At 42.5% G+C, this 14,624-nt stretch carries 21 protein-coding genes and 1 pseudogene; 1 reads left to right on the top strand and 21 read right to left on the bottom strand.

Going from position 1 to position 14,624, the window contains the following annotated elements:
* Nucleotides 1–18: 18 nt before the first annotated feature.
* From MHB69_RS00945 to MHB69_RS00935, 3 genes are all read right to left on the bottom strand, one after another.
* Nucleotides 19–1,077, bottom strand: coding sequence for an Mrp/NBP35 family ATP-binding protein (locus MHB69_RS00945; RefSeq protein ID WP_024425873.1), 1,059 nt, complete (start codon nucleotides 1,075–1,077; stop codon nucleotides 19–21).
* A 103-nt stretch (nucleotides 1,078–1,180) separates the two neighbouring features.
* Nucleotides 1,181–1,894, bottom strand: coding sequence for an N-acetylmuramoyl-L-alanine amidase CwlD (gene cwlD / locus MHB69_RS00940; RefSeq protein ID WP_034283867.1), 714 nt, complete (start codon nucleotides 1,892–1,894; stop codon nucleotides 1,181–1,183).
* Nucleotides 1,895–1,952: 58 nt separating this feature from the next.
* Complete coding sequence (locus MHB69_RS00935) at nucleotides 1,953–2,396, bottom strand: DUF2521 family protein (RefSeq protein WP_342495894.1); 444 nt, start codon at nucleotides 2,394–2,396, stop codon at nucleotides 1,953–1,955.
* A 152-nt stretch (nucleotides 2,397–2,548) separates the two neighbouring features.
* On the opposite strand from MHB69_RS00935, the gene MHB69_RS00930 reads away from it, so the two are divergent.
* Nucleotides 2,549–3,118: a DUF4825 domain-containing protein gene (locus tag MHB69_RS00930; protein ID WP_342495893.1), complete on the top strand. Its 570-nt coding sequence runs from the start codon at nucleotides 2,549–2,551 to the stop codon at nucleotides 3,116–3,118.
* A gap of 36 nt (nucleotides 3,119–3,154) precedes the next feature.
* Here the strand turns inward: MHB69_RS00930 and MHB69_RS00925 are convergent, their stop codons facing one another.
* From MHB69_RS00925 to MHB69_RS00840, 18 genes and pseudogenes are all read right to left on the bottom strand, one after another.
* Nucleotides 3,155–4,234, bottom strand: a complete 1,080-nt coding sequence (locus MHB69_RS00925) for a serine hydrolase (protein WP_342495892.1) — start codon at nucleotides 4,232–4,234, stop codon at nucleotides 3,155–3,157.
* Nucleotides 4,235–4,342: 108 nt separating this feature from the next.
* Entirely contained in the window at nucleotides 4,343–4,816 is a 474-nt protein-coding gene (locus MHB69_RS00920) for a GNAT family N-acetyltransferase (protein WP_342495891.1), read from the bottom strand.
* Nucleotides 4,817–5,093: 277 nt separating this feature from the next.
* Nucleotides 5,094–5,618: a GNAT family N-acetyltransferase gene (locus tag MHB69_RS00915; protein WP_034283874.1), complete on the bottom strand. Its 525-nt coding sequence runs from the start codon at nucleotides 5,616–5,618 to the stop codon at nucleotides 5,094–5,096.
* A 174-nt stretch (nucleotides 5,619–5,792) separates the two neighbouring features.
* Nucleotides 5,793–6,185: a 30S ribosomal protein S9 gene (rpsI, locus tag MHB69_RS00910; RefSeq protein WP_039175996.1), complete on the bottom strand. Its 393-nt coding sequence runs from the start codon at nucleotides 6,183–6,185 to the stop codon at nucleotides 5,793–5,795.
* A gap of 20 nt (nucleotides 6,186–6,205) precedes the next feature.
* Entirely contained in the window at nucleotides 6,206–6,643 is a 438-nt protein-coding gene (gene rplM, locus MHB69_RS00905) for a 50S ribosomal protein L13 (RefSeq protein ID WP_003217042.1), read from the bottom strand.
* Nucleotides 6,644–6,809: 166 nt separating this feature from the next.
* Nucleotides 6,810–7,553: a tRNA pseudouridine(38-40) synthase TruA gene (gene truA / locus MHB69_RS00900; RefSeq protein WP_034283879.1), complete on the bottom strand. Its 744-nt coding sequence runs from the start codon at nucleotides 7,551–7,553 to the stop codon at nucleotides 6,810–6,812.
* 11 nt (nucleotides 7,554–7,564) lie between these two features.
* On the bottom strand, nucleotides 7,565–8,362 hold the full coding sequence (locus MHB69_RS00895) for an energy-coupling factor transporter transmembrane protein EcfT (RefSeq protein WP_034283880.1): 798 nt from the start codon (nucleotides 8,360–8,362) through the stop codon (nucleotides 7,565–7,567).
* Nucleotides 8,359–9,228, bottom strand: coding sequence for an energy-coupling factor ABC transporter ATP-binding protein (locus MHB69_RS00890; protein ID WP_046314386.1), 870 nt, complete (start codon nucleotides 9,226–9,228; stop codon nucleotides 8,359–8,361). The genes MHB69_RS00895 and MHB69_RS00890 overlap by 4 nt, the downstream gene beginning before the upstream one ends.
* Nucleotides 9,204–10,046 carry an energy-coupling factor ABC transporter ATP-binding protein gene (locus MHB69_RS00885; RefSeq protein WP_008356549.1) on the bottom strand — a complete coding sequence of 281 codons (843 nt, stop codon included), beginning with the start codon at nucleotides 10,044–10,046 and terminating at the stop codon, nucleotides 9,204–9,206. Before MHB69_RS00885 ends, MHB69_RS00890 begins: the two co-directional genes overlap by 25 nt.
* Nucleotides 10,047–10,171: 125 nt before the next feature.
* On the bottom strand, nucleotides 10,172–10,534 hold the full coding sequence (rplQ, locus tag MHB69_RS00880; protein WP_003216944.1) for a 50S ribosomal protein L17: 363 nt from the start codon (nucleotides 10,532–10,534) through the stop codon (nucleotides 10,172–10,174).
* 75 nt (nucleotides 10,535–10,609) lie between these two features.
* Nucleotides 10,610–11,554: a DNA-directed RNA polymerase subunit alpha gene (locus tag MHB69_RS00875; RefSeq protein WP_003217009.1), complete on the bottom strand. Its 945-nt coding sequence runs from the start codon at nucleotides 11,552–11,554 to the stop codon at nucleotides 10,610–10,612.
* Nucleotides 11,555–11,729: 175 nt separating this feature from the next.
* Nucleotides 11,730–12,125 carry a 30S ribosomal protein S11 gene (gene rpsK / locus MHB69_RS00870; protein WP_003217231.1) on the bottom strand — a complete coding sequence of 132 codons (396 nt, stop codon included), beginning with the start codon at nucleotides 12,123–12,125 and terminating at the stop codon, nucleotides 11,730–11,732.
* 20 nt (nucleotides 12,126–12,145) lie between these two features.
* Nucleotides 12,146–12,511 (bottom strand): 30S ribosomal protein S13, encoded by a 366-nt coding sequence (gene rpsM, locus MHB69_RS00865; protein ID WP_003217023.1) that lies wholly within the window; start codon nucleotides 12,509–12,511, stop codon nucleotides 12,146–12,148.
* 21 nt (nucleotides 12,512–12,532) lie between these two features.
* Complete coding sequence (gene rpmJ, locus MHB69_RS00860; protein ID WP_003156543.1) at nucleotides 12,533–12,646, bottom strand: 50S ribosomal protein L36; 114 nt, start codon at nucleotides 12,644–12,646, stop codon at nucleotides 12,533–12,535.
* Nucleotides 12,647–12,677: 31 nt separating this feature from the next.
* Nucleotides 12,678–12,896, bottom strand: a complete 219-nt coding sequence (gene infA, locus MHB69_RS00855; RefSeq protein WP_003217190.1) for a translation initiation factor IF-1 — start codon at nucleotides 12,894–12,896, stop codon at nucleotides 12,678–12,680.
* Nucleotides 12,874–13,162 (bottom strand): annotated as a pseudogene (locus tag MHB69_RS00850) (RNA-binding protein). Before MHB69_RS00850 ends, infA begins: the two are co-directional and overlap by 23 nt.
* A 45-nt stretch (nucleotides 13,163–13,207) precedes the next feature.
* Nucleotides 13,208–13,954 (bottom strand): type I methionyl aminopeptidase, encoded by a 747-nt coding sequence (map, locus tag MHB69_RS00845; protein WP_003217210.1) that lies wholly within the window; start codon nucleotides 13,952–13,954, stop codon nucleotides 13,208–13,210.
* Nucleotides 13,951–14,604 carry an adenylate kinase gene (locus MHB69_RS00840; RefSeq protein WP_034283883.1) on the bottom strand — a complete coding sequence of 218 codons (654 nt, stop codon included), beginning with the start codon at nucleotides 14,602–14,604 and terminating at the stop codon, nucleotides 13,951–13,953. The genes map and MHB69_RS00840 overlap by 4 nt, the downstream gene beginning before the upstream one ends.
* Between the last annotated feature and the right edge of the window lie 20 nt (nucleotides 14,605–14,624).

The following is a 14,624-nucleotide window of genomic DNA, read 5'->3' as shown; positions in this document are numbered from 1 at the left end:
CATCCACTCGGGCTTTCATTATGCTTTCACTGCTAATTGTTCAATGACTTTATTTGCAATGTGTTGATACACTTCTCCTGTCGGATGACTCGCATCATAGACAGAGGGCGCGAAATCATCCTCATTCCAATCAGGCTGTCTTAAAGGAATTTGGCCAAGGACTGATACACGCAGCTCTTCAGCCAGCTTGTCCCCGCCGCCTTTTCCAAAGACGTATTCCTTTTCACCTGTTTTTTTGCTTTCATAATAGCTCATATTCTCAACGACCCCGAGCACCTCATGATCTGTTTGCAGTGCCATTGCGCCTGCTCTTGCTGCAACGAAGGCAGCCGTCGGATGCGGTGTAGTGACAATGATTTCTTTACAGCTAGGCAGCATTGTATGAATATCAAGCGCCACATCTCCCGTTCCAGGCGGAAGGTCTAATAGTAAGTAATCTAATTCTCCCCACTCAACTTCGTGGAAGAAGTTATTTAACATTTTTCCAAGCATCGGTCCTCTCCAAATAACCGGTGCATTTTCTTCAACAAAAAAGCCCATTGAAATCACTTTGACACCAAAGCGCTCCACAGGAATAATTTTTTCCCCTTTAACTGTTGGTCTGACAGTGATTCCCATCATATCCGGTACACTAAAGCCATAAATATCAGCATCAATCAGCCCGACTTTTTTCCCTAGACGAGCGAGCGCTACAGCAAGGTTAACAGAAACAGTCGATTTACCAACGCCGCCCTTTCCACTCGCAATCGCTAAGAACTCAGGCGGATTTTTAGAGTTAAGCAAGGTTTCTTCCTCATCTTGTGATGGCATAAACTTTTCAAGTGTTTCCTGAGGCAGTTCCTCAAAACGAAGTCCTACTGTGTTAGCGCCTGCTGCTTTCAAGGCTTGTACGATGTCTTGCTGCAGCTTCATCTGCTCAGCAGTGCCTGTTTTGGCAATAGCCACCTTTAGGCTCACATGCTCTTTCTCAGGCTTTAGGCTGATTTCCTTGATGGCATCCAGCTCACCAAGCGGTATATGAAGGAAAGGTTCGTCCATCTTCCCAACTAGTTTTCTCACATCATCTTGTCCGATCATAGCAGAACCTCACCCTTTATTGAATTCGTTTACAATCCAAGTATATCATACATATCCTTACAATGTCTGTCCTGTTTGCCTGCGATCAAAAGGAAAAAGCCCCTTATTCAGGAGGCTCTTTTTGCTCTGTTAAATATCTTAAAATCCCTTTATAAATAGAGGCAGCAATTTGATCCTGATATTTAGGTGTTGCCAGCTGGCCAGCCTCTTTCGGGTTGGAGAGAAATCCAATTTCCACAAGAGCTCCTGGCTTTGTGACATTTTGCATTAAATAAATGCCGTTGATCCGCTTCGCCTTTCGATCTGTGTTTTCAAGATTCCTGCGCAATTCATCTTGAATGAACTTCGCTGCCTTTTCATTTTCTTCATACTTTCCGTAAAAAAACGTCTGAGCCCCGCTCCATTTGTTTGATGGTATCGCATTTAAATGAATGCTTAAATAGAGATCCGCTTCAGATTCATTGATGACTTTGACGCGGTTCCTTAAATCCTCCGCTTTCTTCCGGGCATATCCCCTTGTATTCTTTGATGATAAATCAGAATCATCCTCTCGGGTCATGAGAACAAGCGCTCCCTGCTCCTGCAAATAGTCACGTATCTTCATGGATACATCCAGTGCAATCTCTTTCTCAAGCAGTTCTCCTCCTACAGCCCCTCCATCTGGACCGCCGTGCCCCGGATCTAAATAGATGATCTTCCCGCTTAGAGGCAAATTCCACGATTTCCATGAATCATCATTTAGAAATTGAAACCTGAATAAGAATAAGAGGACAATAAACCCAATTAAAAACCCTGTCCACTTCAGCTTTCTTTTCATCCCTGTCCCTCCCATACACCATTATTTTATAGATATGGGACAAGGACTGGAAATATGCTTAGTGCAGCCGAAGCTTGTGTCTTTTTTCTGATTCACGAAAGCCTTCCTGCCACCACATGCTTAAAAAATCCCTTGCAAATGGATATAAACATGACATCTTCCGCTCCATACGGAACATATTCCCCCACGATTGCAAGCATCCTGCCAGCTCTTCAATCAGCTCAGCTTCCTCCTGGAAGGACCGCTTTTTGATATCGTCGAATGATTCGCCGTATTTACTCGACTCACCGTATCTCCCGCCAGCTAAGAAAGCTTCAATGGCGAAATCGATGCAGCCATCACTCATAATACCCGCTGGATCATCTGCAAATGGAAACAGCTTCTTTGTGAATTTCTCGGAAGCAGCCGTTACTTGTTGAAGAGACAATGTACGCAAAAGCTTCTTTTCAAGCGTGACATCTCGTTTTGTTTTCAGTTGATAAAATGAAAGCACTTCTGCCATGGACTGAACTCCTTTTTTCTTTGTATTGTTCGTTGGTTTGAACAAAACATGCAGTTCAGTAAATGGAAATGACGGCCTGTGAACGATCGGAATGGAAAATTGTGATAAAATAGACATTTACATATAGAAAGAATGATAAAGGGGCAAAATCAATGATGAAATGGATGTATATCCTGCTGCTACTTACAGTCGTCCTATCTGCATGCAGCAGTCAAGCCAGCGAGAAAAAGAGCGATATGAAAGGAATAGCAGACATATCCTTAAAACAACTTTCAACACACAAAAACACGTATCTCGGTGACAATTCAGCCATTCGTGAAATCTTATCAGATCTTCCTGGAGGCGTAATACGTGAATTTGAAATCATCGATGGGAAAGCATTAGACGTCACGTATGGAGTAAAAGAAAATGCAGGCTATACAGAAGAACAGTTTGACGCCTTCTGGTTTGATCAAAAGGATACGATCGAAAAAACGTATTTATACAACGCCATCGCACTTTTTATTCTGGTCGATAACGTAGAGCAAGTGACACTTAACATGAGCTCTAAAGACGAGCCGTCCGTCACGTTTAAAAGAAAACAGCTAGAAAAAGAGCTCCCTCACCCTTTTAAAAAGTACAAAGACGATACAGCGCTTTGGCAAAAGGAACTGGTTGATGGAGTTGTGAAGTCAAAAAAGAAACGCCAAGATGTATACAAAGCGTTTCCAATGCAGAAATAATAAAACAGAGGGAAGTTTCCCTATGTTTTTTGATGTTTATGTAGTGAATGCCTGAATCAATCGTTGTCGAAAGTTTTGATTCACTGCTGCAGTAAGCATAAATTCGTTGAATACTTCCCCAATCCAATGAGAATTGTTCGCTTTCGGATCATTGATAAAAAGAGAGATGGAGATAGAGGATGTATCTGTTCTTCGATATAAAGCACCTGTGAAAACAAACAATGTTGCTCCGCCTTTATACCAAAAATATTGATCTGTTTCCTTTTTCAATGTTTCTCCCAGTACGATTTGGCTAAAAAGACTCTTTTCTTCTATTGTTAACAGCTCATCCTGGAGACGTTTCATAAAATGTGCATATTGATTGGTTGTAGACTTTGTCAACTTTTGCGTCAGTAATGATTGAATACGCCAGCCTAATAAGTTATTTTTTTTCATTTTTTCTTCTAACGCCTTTTTATGCTCTGGGTCATTTTTCATGATATTAAAAATCTCATTCATTAGAGATTTGTATTGTTCTTCGGATACACCGCTCATTTTCTTGAATGCATTCCGCCGACGATCAGATACATAAGCGGACCACAAAATCATTGGCGTGAGCGGCATGAGTTCATCATGTTCTGTAAGACCTGCTTGTTTCATCTGATCATTGATCTTTTCTAAGCCCAGCCGGTCAATCAAATAATCCGTACAAGCATTCGAACTGAATTGCATCATCCCTTTGGCAACATCTAATAAAGTCGCATGCTCAGAAAAATCATTGACCTCCAGCCAGTACGCGTGCGCACCACCGTCTGTTCTATCAATATAAAACCGCTCTATATCAGACAATGCCACTTTTTCCTCTAGCTTGATGGCGCCGCTCGATACAGCTTTAACAAAATGAAATAAAACCACTAATTTCACCGTACTTGCAAGTGGCGTTTTTTGATCAGCATTCCATTCTAACACCACATCATCATTTTCAATGATTGTCACTGAAACGTCCTTTTTGTTTTTTGTGACAAATGTCAAAAGATCTTCCTTCGTTTTCTTCATATCTCTTTTATACAGCAAGACTTGAACCACCACGTAAAGTATGACCACACATATGACAATTAGACCGATTTTGAATAACATGTTTCTCCTTTCTCAATAACAGAGGATGTACACATTCAATATAACAAATATTTCAAATAAAGGCACAAAAAAGGCAGAGGTACGTGAATCCTCCGCTTCTTGATATCCTTATTCATGAGGCAAATGCAGCTTCATTCCTTCATGAGTGGCTTCAAATCCTAATTTCTCATAAAAATGGCGTGCTTCTGGCCTCTGTTTATCTGTTGTCAGTTGAATTATATGACAGCCGCGGTCGCTTGCGCGTTGAATAGCCCACTTTATAAGCAGCGAACCGACTCCTTTTCCTCTATGACTCGAAGCCGTACGAACTCCTTCGATGGATGCTCTCCATCCCCCTTGATGTGTAAGAAATGGCGTCATGGTTAACTGAAGAACACCAATTGCTTCTTCCTGGTCACACGCAACAATGAGTTCAATATTTGGATCAGCATCAATTGAATGAAAGGTTTTGATATAGCTCTCTAATAACGGGCGAGTGTAACGCTCTCTCTTTTGACCTAACTTATCATCTGAAAGCATGAAGATGATCCTGTCGAGATCTTCTTGCACGGCTTCTCTACATGTTAATTGATTTAAATTCAATGAAAGCACCTCCTGGGATGGACGTAAACTATCTTCACTTACCAAAATACCAATTGCAGCCGTTTTTCTATAAGATTTGATCAGCTGCTTTTTTTAACAACATAACTAGGCGGCAGTGTGTACCCTTGGTTTTCTTGAATGGGAAAACTCAATGATAAGAAATGCTTCAAAGATCCTCATGGCGAAGTCCCTCTTCTGCTTATTTGATCTGATTATATCAACATCGAAAGCGGAGTGATATTTGAAATGGTGAATTACTTCATATCATGAAAACTTATCAAGCCCTCTTCACGAACCATTCCTCTTGTAAGATGGCATAGTAAAACTCATCCCACCACTCATTTCCTTGTGGTATACATTTTTTAAAATACCCCTCTCTCCTCATCCCCATTTTCTCCATCACTCTCCACGATGGCACATTCTCAGGCTGACAAGTGGCAATGATCCGATGTAAGTTTAGTGTGTGAAAACCATGATGCAAGACAGCATACGCCGCTTCTGATGCATAGCCCTTGTTTTGATAGGCAGGATTGAAGACCCAGCCAATCTCATATGTGTGCTCACCAAAGTAAGAATGAAACACGATATGTCCGATGCATATCTGATCTTCTTTTAATAGAACAGCAAAATTCTTGGCTTTTTTAAGACGATTATTTTTAACAAATTCCTTCGCATTTTCTTTAGAAAAAACACCTTCCGGAATATACTTCATCACCGCCGGATCAGATGTATATGCATAAACATCATGCCAATCATCCTCAGCAAATGATCGAATGAAACACCTTTCTGTTGTTAGATTCATATGACACCTCCATAGACTTCGTTTTTTAAACAGAAACCTTGCTATGATCCTATTTTATATGTTTCCAAACAGAAAAAAACACAAATAAAAAAGCACCAGCAGGATGCTGATGCTTTTTTTATAAGGTTTGTCTGTAACAAACCTTTGTAAAACGTCCATACAATATAAAATTGATTAACGTTTTGAGAACTGAGGAGCTCTACGTGCGCCTTTAAGACCGTATTTCTTACGCTCTTTCATACGAGGGTCACGAGTAAGAAGTCCAGCACGTTTAAGTGATGTACGGTACTCAGGATCTACTTCTAGAAGAGCACGAGAGATACCGTGACGAATTGCTCCAGCTTGACCAGAGAATCCACCACCGTGAACATTTACAAGAACATCGTAGCTGTTAGCTGTTTCTGTGATGTTCAAAGGCTGTTTCACGTCTTCGATTAAAGCAGCGAATGGAATGTATTCAGTAATTTCACGATTATTAACGACGATACGGCCTTCACCTGGAACTAAGCGAACGCGCGCTACAGAACTTTTACGACGACCTGTACCGTAATATTGAACCTGTGCCAAATTGTTAACCTCCCTTATAATTAACCGCGAAGTTCGTAAACTTCAGGTTGTTGTGCTTGATGTGGATGCTCAGAACCACGGTACACATTTAATTTTTTGAACATTTGACGACCTAGTGGACCCTTTGGAAGCATACCTTTGATAGCAAGCTCCAACATTTTCTCAGGGTAGTTTGTACGCATCTCAAGAGCAGTTCTTTGTTTCAAACCGCCTGGGTGCATCGTGTGACGGTAGTAAATTTTGTCCGTCAATTTCTTACCTGTTAATTCAATTTTCTCAGCATTGATGATGATGACGTGATCACCTGTATCAACGTGTGGTGTATAAGTTGGTTTGTGCTTACCGCGCAAAAGTGATGCTACTTCAGTAGAAAGACGACCTAGAGTCTTGCCTGCCGCATCAACAACTAGCCATTTGCGCTCAATTGTGCTTGCGTTCGCCATTGGTGTTGTACGCATGAGTTTCCCTCCTAAATAAATCAATGAATTTTCCTTGAATCAAATGCTACGTTCTATTTCAAAACACAAGATAAGTCTTCCGGGGCTTATTTGTGGGGTTGAAATACATACCATATGATATCTTATAACTTTCTGCTTCCTGTGTCAAGAACATGTTACACCTGGTTTAGTTGTCATAGAAAACTTCCCATAAATACAGTCCGTGACTAGGCGCAGTCTTGCCTGCCGCTTCGCGATTTCGGGCGGCAAGCATAGCTTTTATCTCCTCAGGGTGAAATTTACCAGAACCGATTTCAAGCAACGTTCCAGCGATAATCCGCACCATGTTGTATAAAAAGCCATTCCCTCTCACACGCATTTCAAGCCCGTCTGAGACGTTTTTCCACTCAAGGGCATAAATAACCCTCACCTTGTCCTGAACCTCCGTATTGGCCGCACAGAAGCTTGTAAAGTCATGCGTCCCAATCAGGTGCTCAGCGGCTTCTCTCATTTTATCGATATCCAGCCGGTAAGGATAGTGGCAGGCATACTGTCTCGTGAACACATTTTGGTGTGTTTCCGTTGAGACCTTATAACGGTACTCCTTCGAAACAACACCAAATCTGGCATGAAACGAGTCATCGACCTCCTCAGCCTTTAGAACACGGATATCATCCGGCAGCAAGCTGTTAAGGGCAAAAGGCCATCTCTCCATCGGGATCGAGAGCGGGGTGTCAAAATGGATGACCTGTCCCTTTGCATGGACACCGCTGTCCGTCCGGCCGGAAGCCACAATCGGAATCAGTTCATCCTGTTTGTGCATTCTTGCAAGGGCTGACTCTATCTCCGTCTGAACGGTTCGCTGCCCTGGCTGCACCTGATAGCCTTTAAAATGTGTCCCATCGTAGGATACGGTACATTTGACCTTCATCTAGGAATCACCTAATTTCTAAGCAGCACAAGGAGTGCTGTTAACAAGATGAATAAAAGCAGCGTGAACGTGTCCTTCATGCCCCAGACAAGCTGACGGTACTTCGTCCGTCCTTCTCCCCCGCGGTAGCCTCTCGCTTCCATCGCGGTCGCCAGTTCTTCTGCACGCTTAAACGCACTGACGAAAAGCGGAACAAGCAAAGGAACGATGGCTTTCATGCGATCCTTTAAAGGCCCGCTTGTAAAATCAACACCTCGTGCCATTTGTGCCTTCATGATTTTATCCGTCTCTTCTAATAACGTCGGAATAAACCGAAGAGAGATGGACATCATGAGAGCAAGCTCATGAACAGGCAGTTTGATTTTACGGAATGGGTGCAGAAGCTTCTCCATCCCGTCTGTCACTTCTATAGGCGTTGTGGTTAACGTAAGAAGTGTCGTCATCATAATGAGATAGACAAAACGGAGTGAAATGAATATTCCTTGCTTTAAACCTTCTTCATAAATATTCAGAAAACCAAAGTGGAATAGCAAGGCGCCATCCTTTGTCATGAAAATATGCAGAATAAAGGTAAACAGGACAATCCATAGGATCGGCTTCATTCCCTTGAGAATAAAGTATAGTGGCACCTGAGAAACCATCACCACAAGGATGGTAAAGACACCTAAAAGCCCGTAAGTGATGTAATTATTAGCAAAAAAAACAATAAAGACAAAAAAGAAAATTGATAACAGCTTTGTCCTTGGATCAAGACGATGGACAAAGGATGAACCTGGCACATATTTGCCGATAATCATACTATCCATCATGATGTCGTGTCCTCCTGATAAAGAGCTGTTAAGGCTTCTGCCATTTCATCCATGGTCAGAAGCGGCCTTGGAAACGTAATACCAAGCTTTTCTTCTACAGTCTGCTGGAATTTAATCGTTTCTGGGAGGTCGAGACCAAACGAAGACATGTCTGTACGATTGGCAAACAACTCTCTCGGCGTACCTGTCGCCTTCACTGTCCCTTTATGCATCACAATCATTTGATCCGCATAATGAGCGGCATCTTCCATACTGTGTGTGACCAGAATCGTGGTGAGGTTTGCCTTTTGATGAAGGTCATAGAACATGTCCATGATTTCCTTCCGCCCGCGTGGATCCAGCCCAGCAGTCGGCTCATCAAGCACAAGCACCTCTGGCTCCATCGCTAAAACGCCTGCAATCGCCACACGTCTCATTTGACCGCCGCTTAGTTCAAAGGGAGATCGAGATAATAGGGACTCAGGAAGACCAACCAGTTTCAGCATCTCCTTCGCCTTCGCTTCTGCCTTCTCTTGAGGAACGCCGAAGTTCATCGGGCCAAAGCAGATATCCTTGAGGATGGTTTCCTCAAAGAGCTGATGCTCAGGAAACTGAAACACGATGCCTACCTTTTTCCGGAGGGGTTTCATATCCTTCTGCTTTTTATTGGCTTGTAAAACTGTCTTTCCAAGCGCAATGCTCCCCTTCGTTGGTTTGAGCAATCCGTTTAAATGCTGCAGCAATGTAGACTTACCAGAGCCCGTATGACCAATGACAGCGACATAGCTGCCCTCTTTGATGGAAGCATTGACATCATACAAAGCGAGACGCTCAAACGGCGTTTTCATTTGATAACGATGCTCTAATTCTTTGATCGTAATGTCCATAGCTCTTTCACCAATCCTTCTTGTGTCAAATGGGCATTTGCAAGCGGCACACCTTGCTGCTTCAATTGCTTGCTCAATCGATAGGAGAATGGCAGATCAAGTCCAATCTGAACCAGCTGTTCATCTAGTTCAAATACTTCCTCTGGCGTTCCCTCAGCAAATTTCTTCCCGCCATTCATCACAATGACGCGGTCTGCTTTGGCAGCCTCGTCTAAATCATGTGTGATGGAAATGACTGTGACTGTTCCTTGTTCCTTCAATAGTCTAACAGTCTCTAACACTTCTTCACGGCCAATCGGATCAAGCATTGATGTTGCTTCATCCAAGATCATGATGTCAGGGCTTGCGGCAAGCACACCTGCAATGGCGACTCTCTGCTTCTGCCCGCCTGATAGATGGTGCGGCTCTTGATCAAGAAACTCCTGCATATTGACCTGTTTGACAGCCCAATCTACACGTTCTATCATCAATTCCCGCTCAACCCCGTTATTTTCTAAACCAAAAGCCACATCATCACGAACTGTTGAGCCCACAAATTGGTTATCTGGGTTTTGAAAGACCATTCCGACCTTTTTGCGAATATCCCAAACACTTTCTTCTTTGAGCTCAATCTCTCCAACCTTGACCGTACCAGCATCCGGTAAAATGAGCCCATTCAGCACACGGGCAAGTGTGGATTTACCTGAACCGTTATGACCAACAATGGCGAGCCATTCATTTTGATTCACATGCAGTGACACTTGATCTAAAGCGGGCTTGTCCGCATCCTTGTGATAACGAAATACAATGTCCTTTACGTCAATTAATGTCTTCCCCATCTCTACCGGACCTCCTCTCAGCTCAACCTCTTCTTTGCTTATTCCTAAAAAAGCCGTAGTACCTAAAAAAGGGCATAGATCCAGTTATGAACTGTCCCGCCCTTTCTTAGATACACGATATGTGATTAAACTAATTCAATGACAGCCATTGGTGCGCCATCGCCGCGACGAGGTCCAAGCTTCATGATACGAGTGTATCCACCTTGGCGATCTTCGTAGCGAGTTGCAACGTCAGCGAATAATTTTTGAAGTGCATCTTGGTTTGTTTCAGCGTTAGCTACTTCATTACGAATGTAAGCTGCAGCTTGACGGCGAGCATGAAGATCTCCGCGTTTGCCAAGAGTGATCATTTTTTCAACTACAGAGCGAAGTTCTTTCGCACGTGTTTCAGTTGTTTCGATGCGTTCGTTGATGATCAAATCAGTCGTTAGGTCACGAAGCATTGCTTTACGTTGTGCACTAGTGCGTCCTAGCTTTCTGTATGCCATGTGATGTCCCCTCCTTAATTAGAGATGCTGTATGAATAAAAAACACACGAAAATCCTAGTTCACAATGAAACTAGTCAATCGTCTTTACGAAGACCCAGTCCAAGTTCTTCTAGTTTCGCTTTCACTTCTTCAAGAGATTTACGTCCAAGGTTACGAACTTTCATCATATCCTCTTCTGTCTTGTTAGCAAGCTCTTGAACAGTGTTAATACCCGCACGCTTCAAACAGTTGTAAGAACGAACAGAAAGATCAAGCTCTTCAATTGTCATTTCAAGCACTTTTTCTTTTTGGTCTTCTTCTTTCTCAACCATGATTTCAGCATGCTGAGCTTCGTCAGTTAACCCAACGAAAATATTCAAGTGTTCAGTTAAAATCTTAGAACCTAGAGCGATCGCTTCTTTCGGTCCTGTGCTTCCATCAGTCCATACATCTAGTGTTAATTTATCATAGTTTGTGATTTGCCCAACACGGGTGTTCTCCACTTGATAAGTCACACGAGATACAGGTGTATAGATTGAGTCGATCGGAATCACACCGATTGGCTGATCGTCTCTTTTGTTTGCATCAGCAGGATTATACCCGCGACCTCTTTGTGCAGTTAAGCGAACACGGAAGCTCGCATTCTTGCCAAGAGTTGCGATGTGAAGATCTGGATTTAAGATTTCAATATCGCTGTCGTGTGTAATATCAGCAGCTGTTACAGTACCTTCATCTTGTACATCAATTTCAAGCGTCTTCTCTTCTTCAGAGTAGATTTTGAGTGCAAGCTTTTTAATGTTTAAGATAATCGTTGTAACATCTTCAACCACGCCTTCGATCGTTGAGAATTCGTGTAAGACACCATCTATCTGGATCGATGTTACAGCTGCACCAGGAAGTGAGGATAAAAGGATACGACGAAGGGAGTTCCCTAAAGTGGTACCATATCCACGCTCAAGTGGCTCTACGACAAATTTGCCATACTTGGCATCGTCGCTGATTTCAACCGTTTCGATTTTTGGTTTTTCAATTTCGATCATCTAATAAAACCCTCCTTCAAAACGTCGAAACCTCGAATAGAATCATATGAGATTCCATCCGAAATTCCTCATTGTTTAGTCCCGTATGTGCTCAGGCAACGAGTCGTGTATTCGTCTCATAAATAACTGTATCATAACCCATTATTGACAGGGACACAAAATCTATACAAACAAATTACACGCGGCGACGTTTTGGTGGACGGCATCCGTTATGAGGAACTGGAGTTACGTCTCTAATTGCAGTAACTTCAAGACCTGCAGCTTGAAGTGCACGAATTGCAGCTTCACGACCAGAACCAGGACCTTTAACAGTTACTTCAAGTGTTTTAAGACCGTGTTCGATAGAACCTTTAGCAGCAGTTTCAGCAGCCATTTGTGCAGCGAAAGGAGTAGATTTACGAGAACCTCTGAATCCTAATGCACCAGCACTTGACCAAGAAATTGCGTTTCCATGAACATCAGTAATCGTTACAATCGTGTTGTTGAAAGTGGAACGGATATGAGCGATTCCAGCTTCAATATTCTTTTTCACGCGACGTTTACGCGTATTTTGTTTACGAGCAGCAGCCATTCTTTAACTACCTCCTTTACTTATTTTTTCTTGTTAGCTACAGTACGACGCGGACCTTTACGAGTACGCGCGTTGTTTTTTGTGTTTTGTCCACGAACAGGAAGTCCTCTACGATGACGGATTCCGCGGTAGCTTCCGATTTCAATTAGACGCTTAATGTTAAGTGAAACTTCACGACGAAGGTCACCTTCTACTTTAAGTTTGTCAATGATATCACGGATTTTACCAAGTTCGTCTTCAGTTAGATCGCGAACGCGAGTGTCTTCAGAAACACCTGCTTCTTTAAGGACTTGTTGCGCAGTCGTACGACCAATTCCAAAAACATATGTTAAAGAAATGACAACACGCTTATCACGTGGAATATCTACACCAGCAATACGAGCCATGATTTGGGCACCTCCTTGTTATTAGCCTTGTTTTTGTTTATGTTTTGGGTTTTCACAGATCACCATTACTTTTCCTTTTCTGCGAATCACTTTACATTTTTCACAGATAGGTTTAACAGATGGTCTCACTTTCATGTGTTTCCAACCTCCTTCTTCCGGAGTTGCTTTATTTGTAACGGTACGTAATTCTACCACGAGTTAAGTCATATGGAGATAATTCTACCGTAACTTTGTCTCCAGGTAAAATGCGAATGAAGTGCATACGGATTTTTCCTGATACATGAGCCAAAACTGTATGACCATTCTCTAGTTCAACTTTGAACATTGCGTTTGGCAAAGTTTCTGCTACAGTACCTTCCACTTCAATTACATCGTCTTTCGCCATTCAAGTGTTCTCCCTTCTTCAAATCAGTAACTTGCTCTCTGACAAATGTCCAAATGAGAATCTCTCAATTGTCCATCTATCACCCGACCTGTTTTGAATATACTGTTCTGAACTTCCGGAGATACGCAATCATAAAAGGTTATATGATTGATATTTTTTCTTAGGAGAATGAAATTTACGCTTTTCTCCGTCTGCGATTAGTACATGGCAGCCAACGAACATGCCGATGACACCTGTATACTGATCTTGTTCTTTCTTTGGACTATACAGACAACCTGCCCGATTTGGGCCTGAAAGGCTTCAGTGAAGACCTAAATCTTAGTCAGTATATCAAAACCTGTATCTGTAATCGCAATCGTATGCTCAAAGTGAGCACACTTTTTCCCATCAACCGTTACAACCGTCCAGTTATCAGCCAATGTTTTCACATATCGGCTGCCTGCGTTCACCATCGGTTCGATGGCCAACACCATCCCAGGTTTTAGCCGCGGGCCTTTGTTGGGCGGACCATAATGAGGAATTTGAGGGTCCTCATGAAGATCCTGTCCGACCCCATGTCCAACATATTCTCTAACAACTGAAAAATTTTCATTTTCAACATACGTTTGTATGGCATGGGAAATGTTCGACAGACGTTCGCCTGGCTTTGCTTCCTGTAAGCCTTTATATAGAGATTCCTCTGTGACTTCCAGTAGTTTGCGGTCTTCATCACTGATTACCCCAACTGGATAAGTCCAAGCAGAGTCACCATGATAGCCATTTAACTTTGCGCCAATATCGATACTAATGATGTCACCATCACGTAAAACCCGTTTACCAGGAATACCGTGAACGAGTTCTTCATTCACCGAAACGCAAATGCTCCCGCGAAAACCATTATACCCTTTAAAAGATGGGATTGCACCCTGCTTTGTAATAAAACGTTCGGCAATTTGATCCAATTCTTTTGTCGAAATACCTGGTTTTATATGTTTCTTCAGCTCTTCATGAGTCAGTGCGACAATACGTCCAGCTTCTCTCATAATCTCAAGCTCGCGAGGAGTTTTACAGATAATCATTTATTTAATCCTCCAAGCAGGTCCTTGATATCTGCATATACATCGTTAATGTGCTTCGCACCATCAATGTTTACAAGATATCCTTTTTCTGAATAGAAGTTCAGTAAAGGTTCAGTCTGCTTTAAGTTTACTTCAAGTCTAGTCGAAACGGTTTCTGCATTATCATCTGCACGTTGATAAAGCTCGCCTCCACACTTGTCGCAAACATTTTCTTTCGCAGGTGGATTGAATACTAAATGATATGTTGCTCCGCAATTTTTGCAAATTCTTCGGCCAGTCAGACGCTCCATCAAAGCATCTTTATCGACTTTAATATTAATGACATAATCAATCGTTCTGCCAAGGTCCTTTAGAATTTCTTCTAAAGCTTCAGCCTGAGCGACTGTTCGCGGAAATCCGTCCAGAAGAAAACCTTGTTCACAATCATTTTTGCCAAGTCTTTCTCTAACAATACCGATTGTGACCTCATCAGGAACAAGCTCTCCTTTATCGATAAAGGATTTTGCTTCGAGCCCAAGTTGTGTCTCCTCTTTCATAGCAGCGCGGAACATATCTCCTGTTGAGATATGAGGGATCCCATAATCATCAACAATTCGTTCTGCCTGAGTGCCTTTACCAGCACCCGGAAGCCCCATTAAGACTAAGTTCATTTCGGATTTCCCCTTCCTTA

Origin of the sequence: Bacillus sp. FSL K6-0994 (assembly GCF_038630815.1) — a bacterium.
Lineage (GTDB): Bacteria > Bacillota > Bacilli > Bacillales > Bacillaceae > Bacillus > Bacillus safensis.
This window is presented reverse-complemented; position numbering and strand designations above follow the sequence as displayed.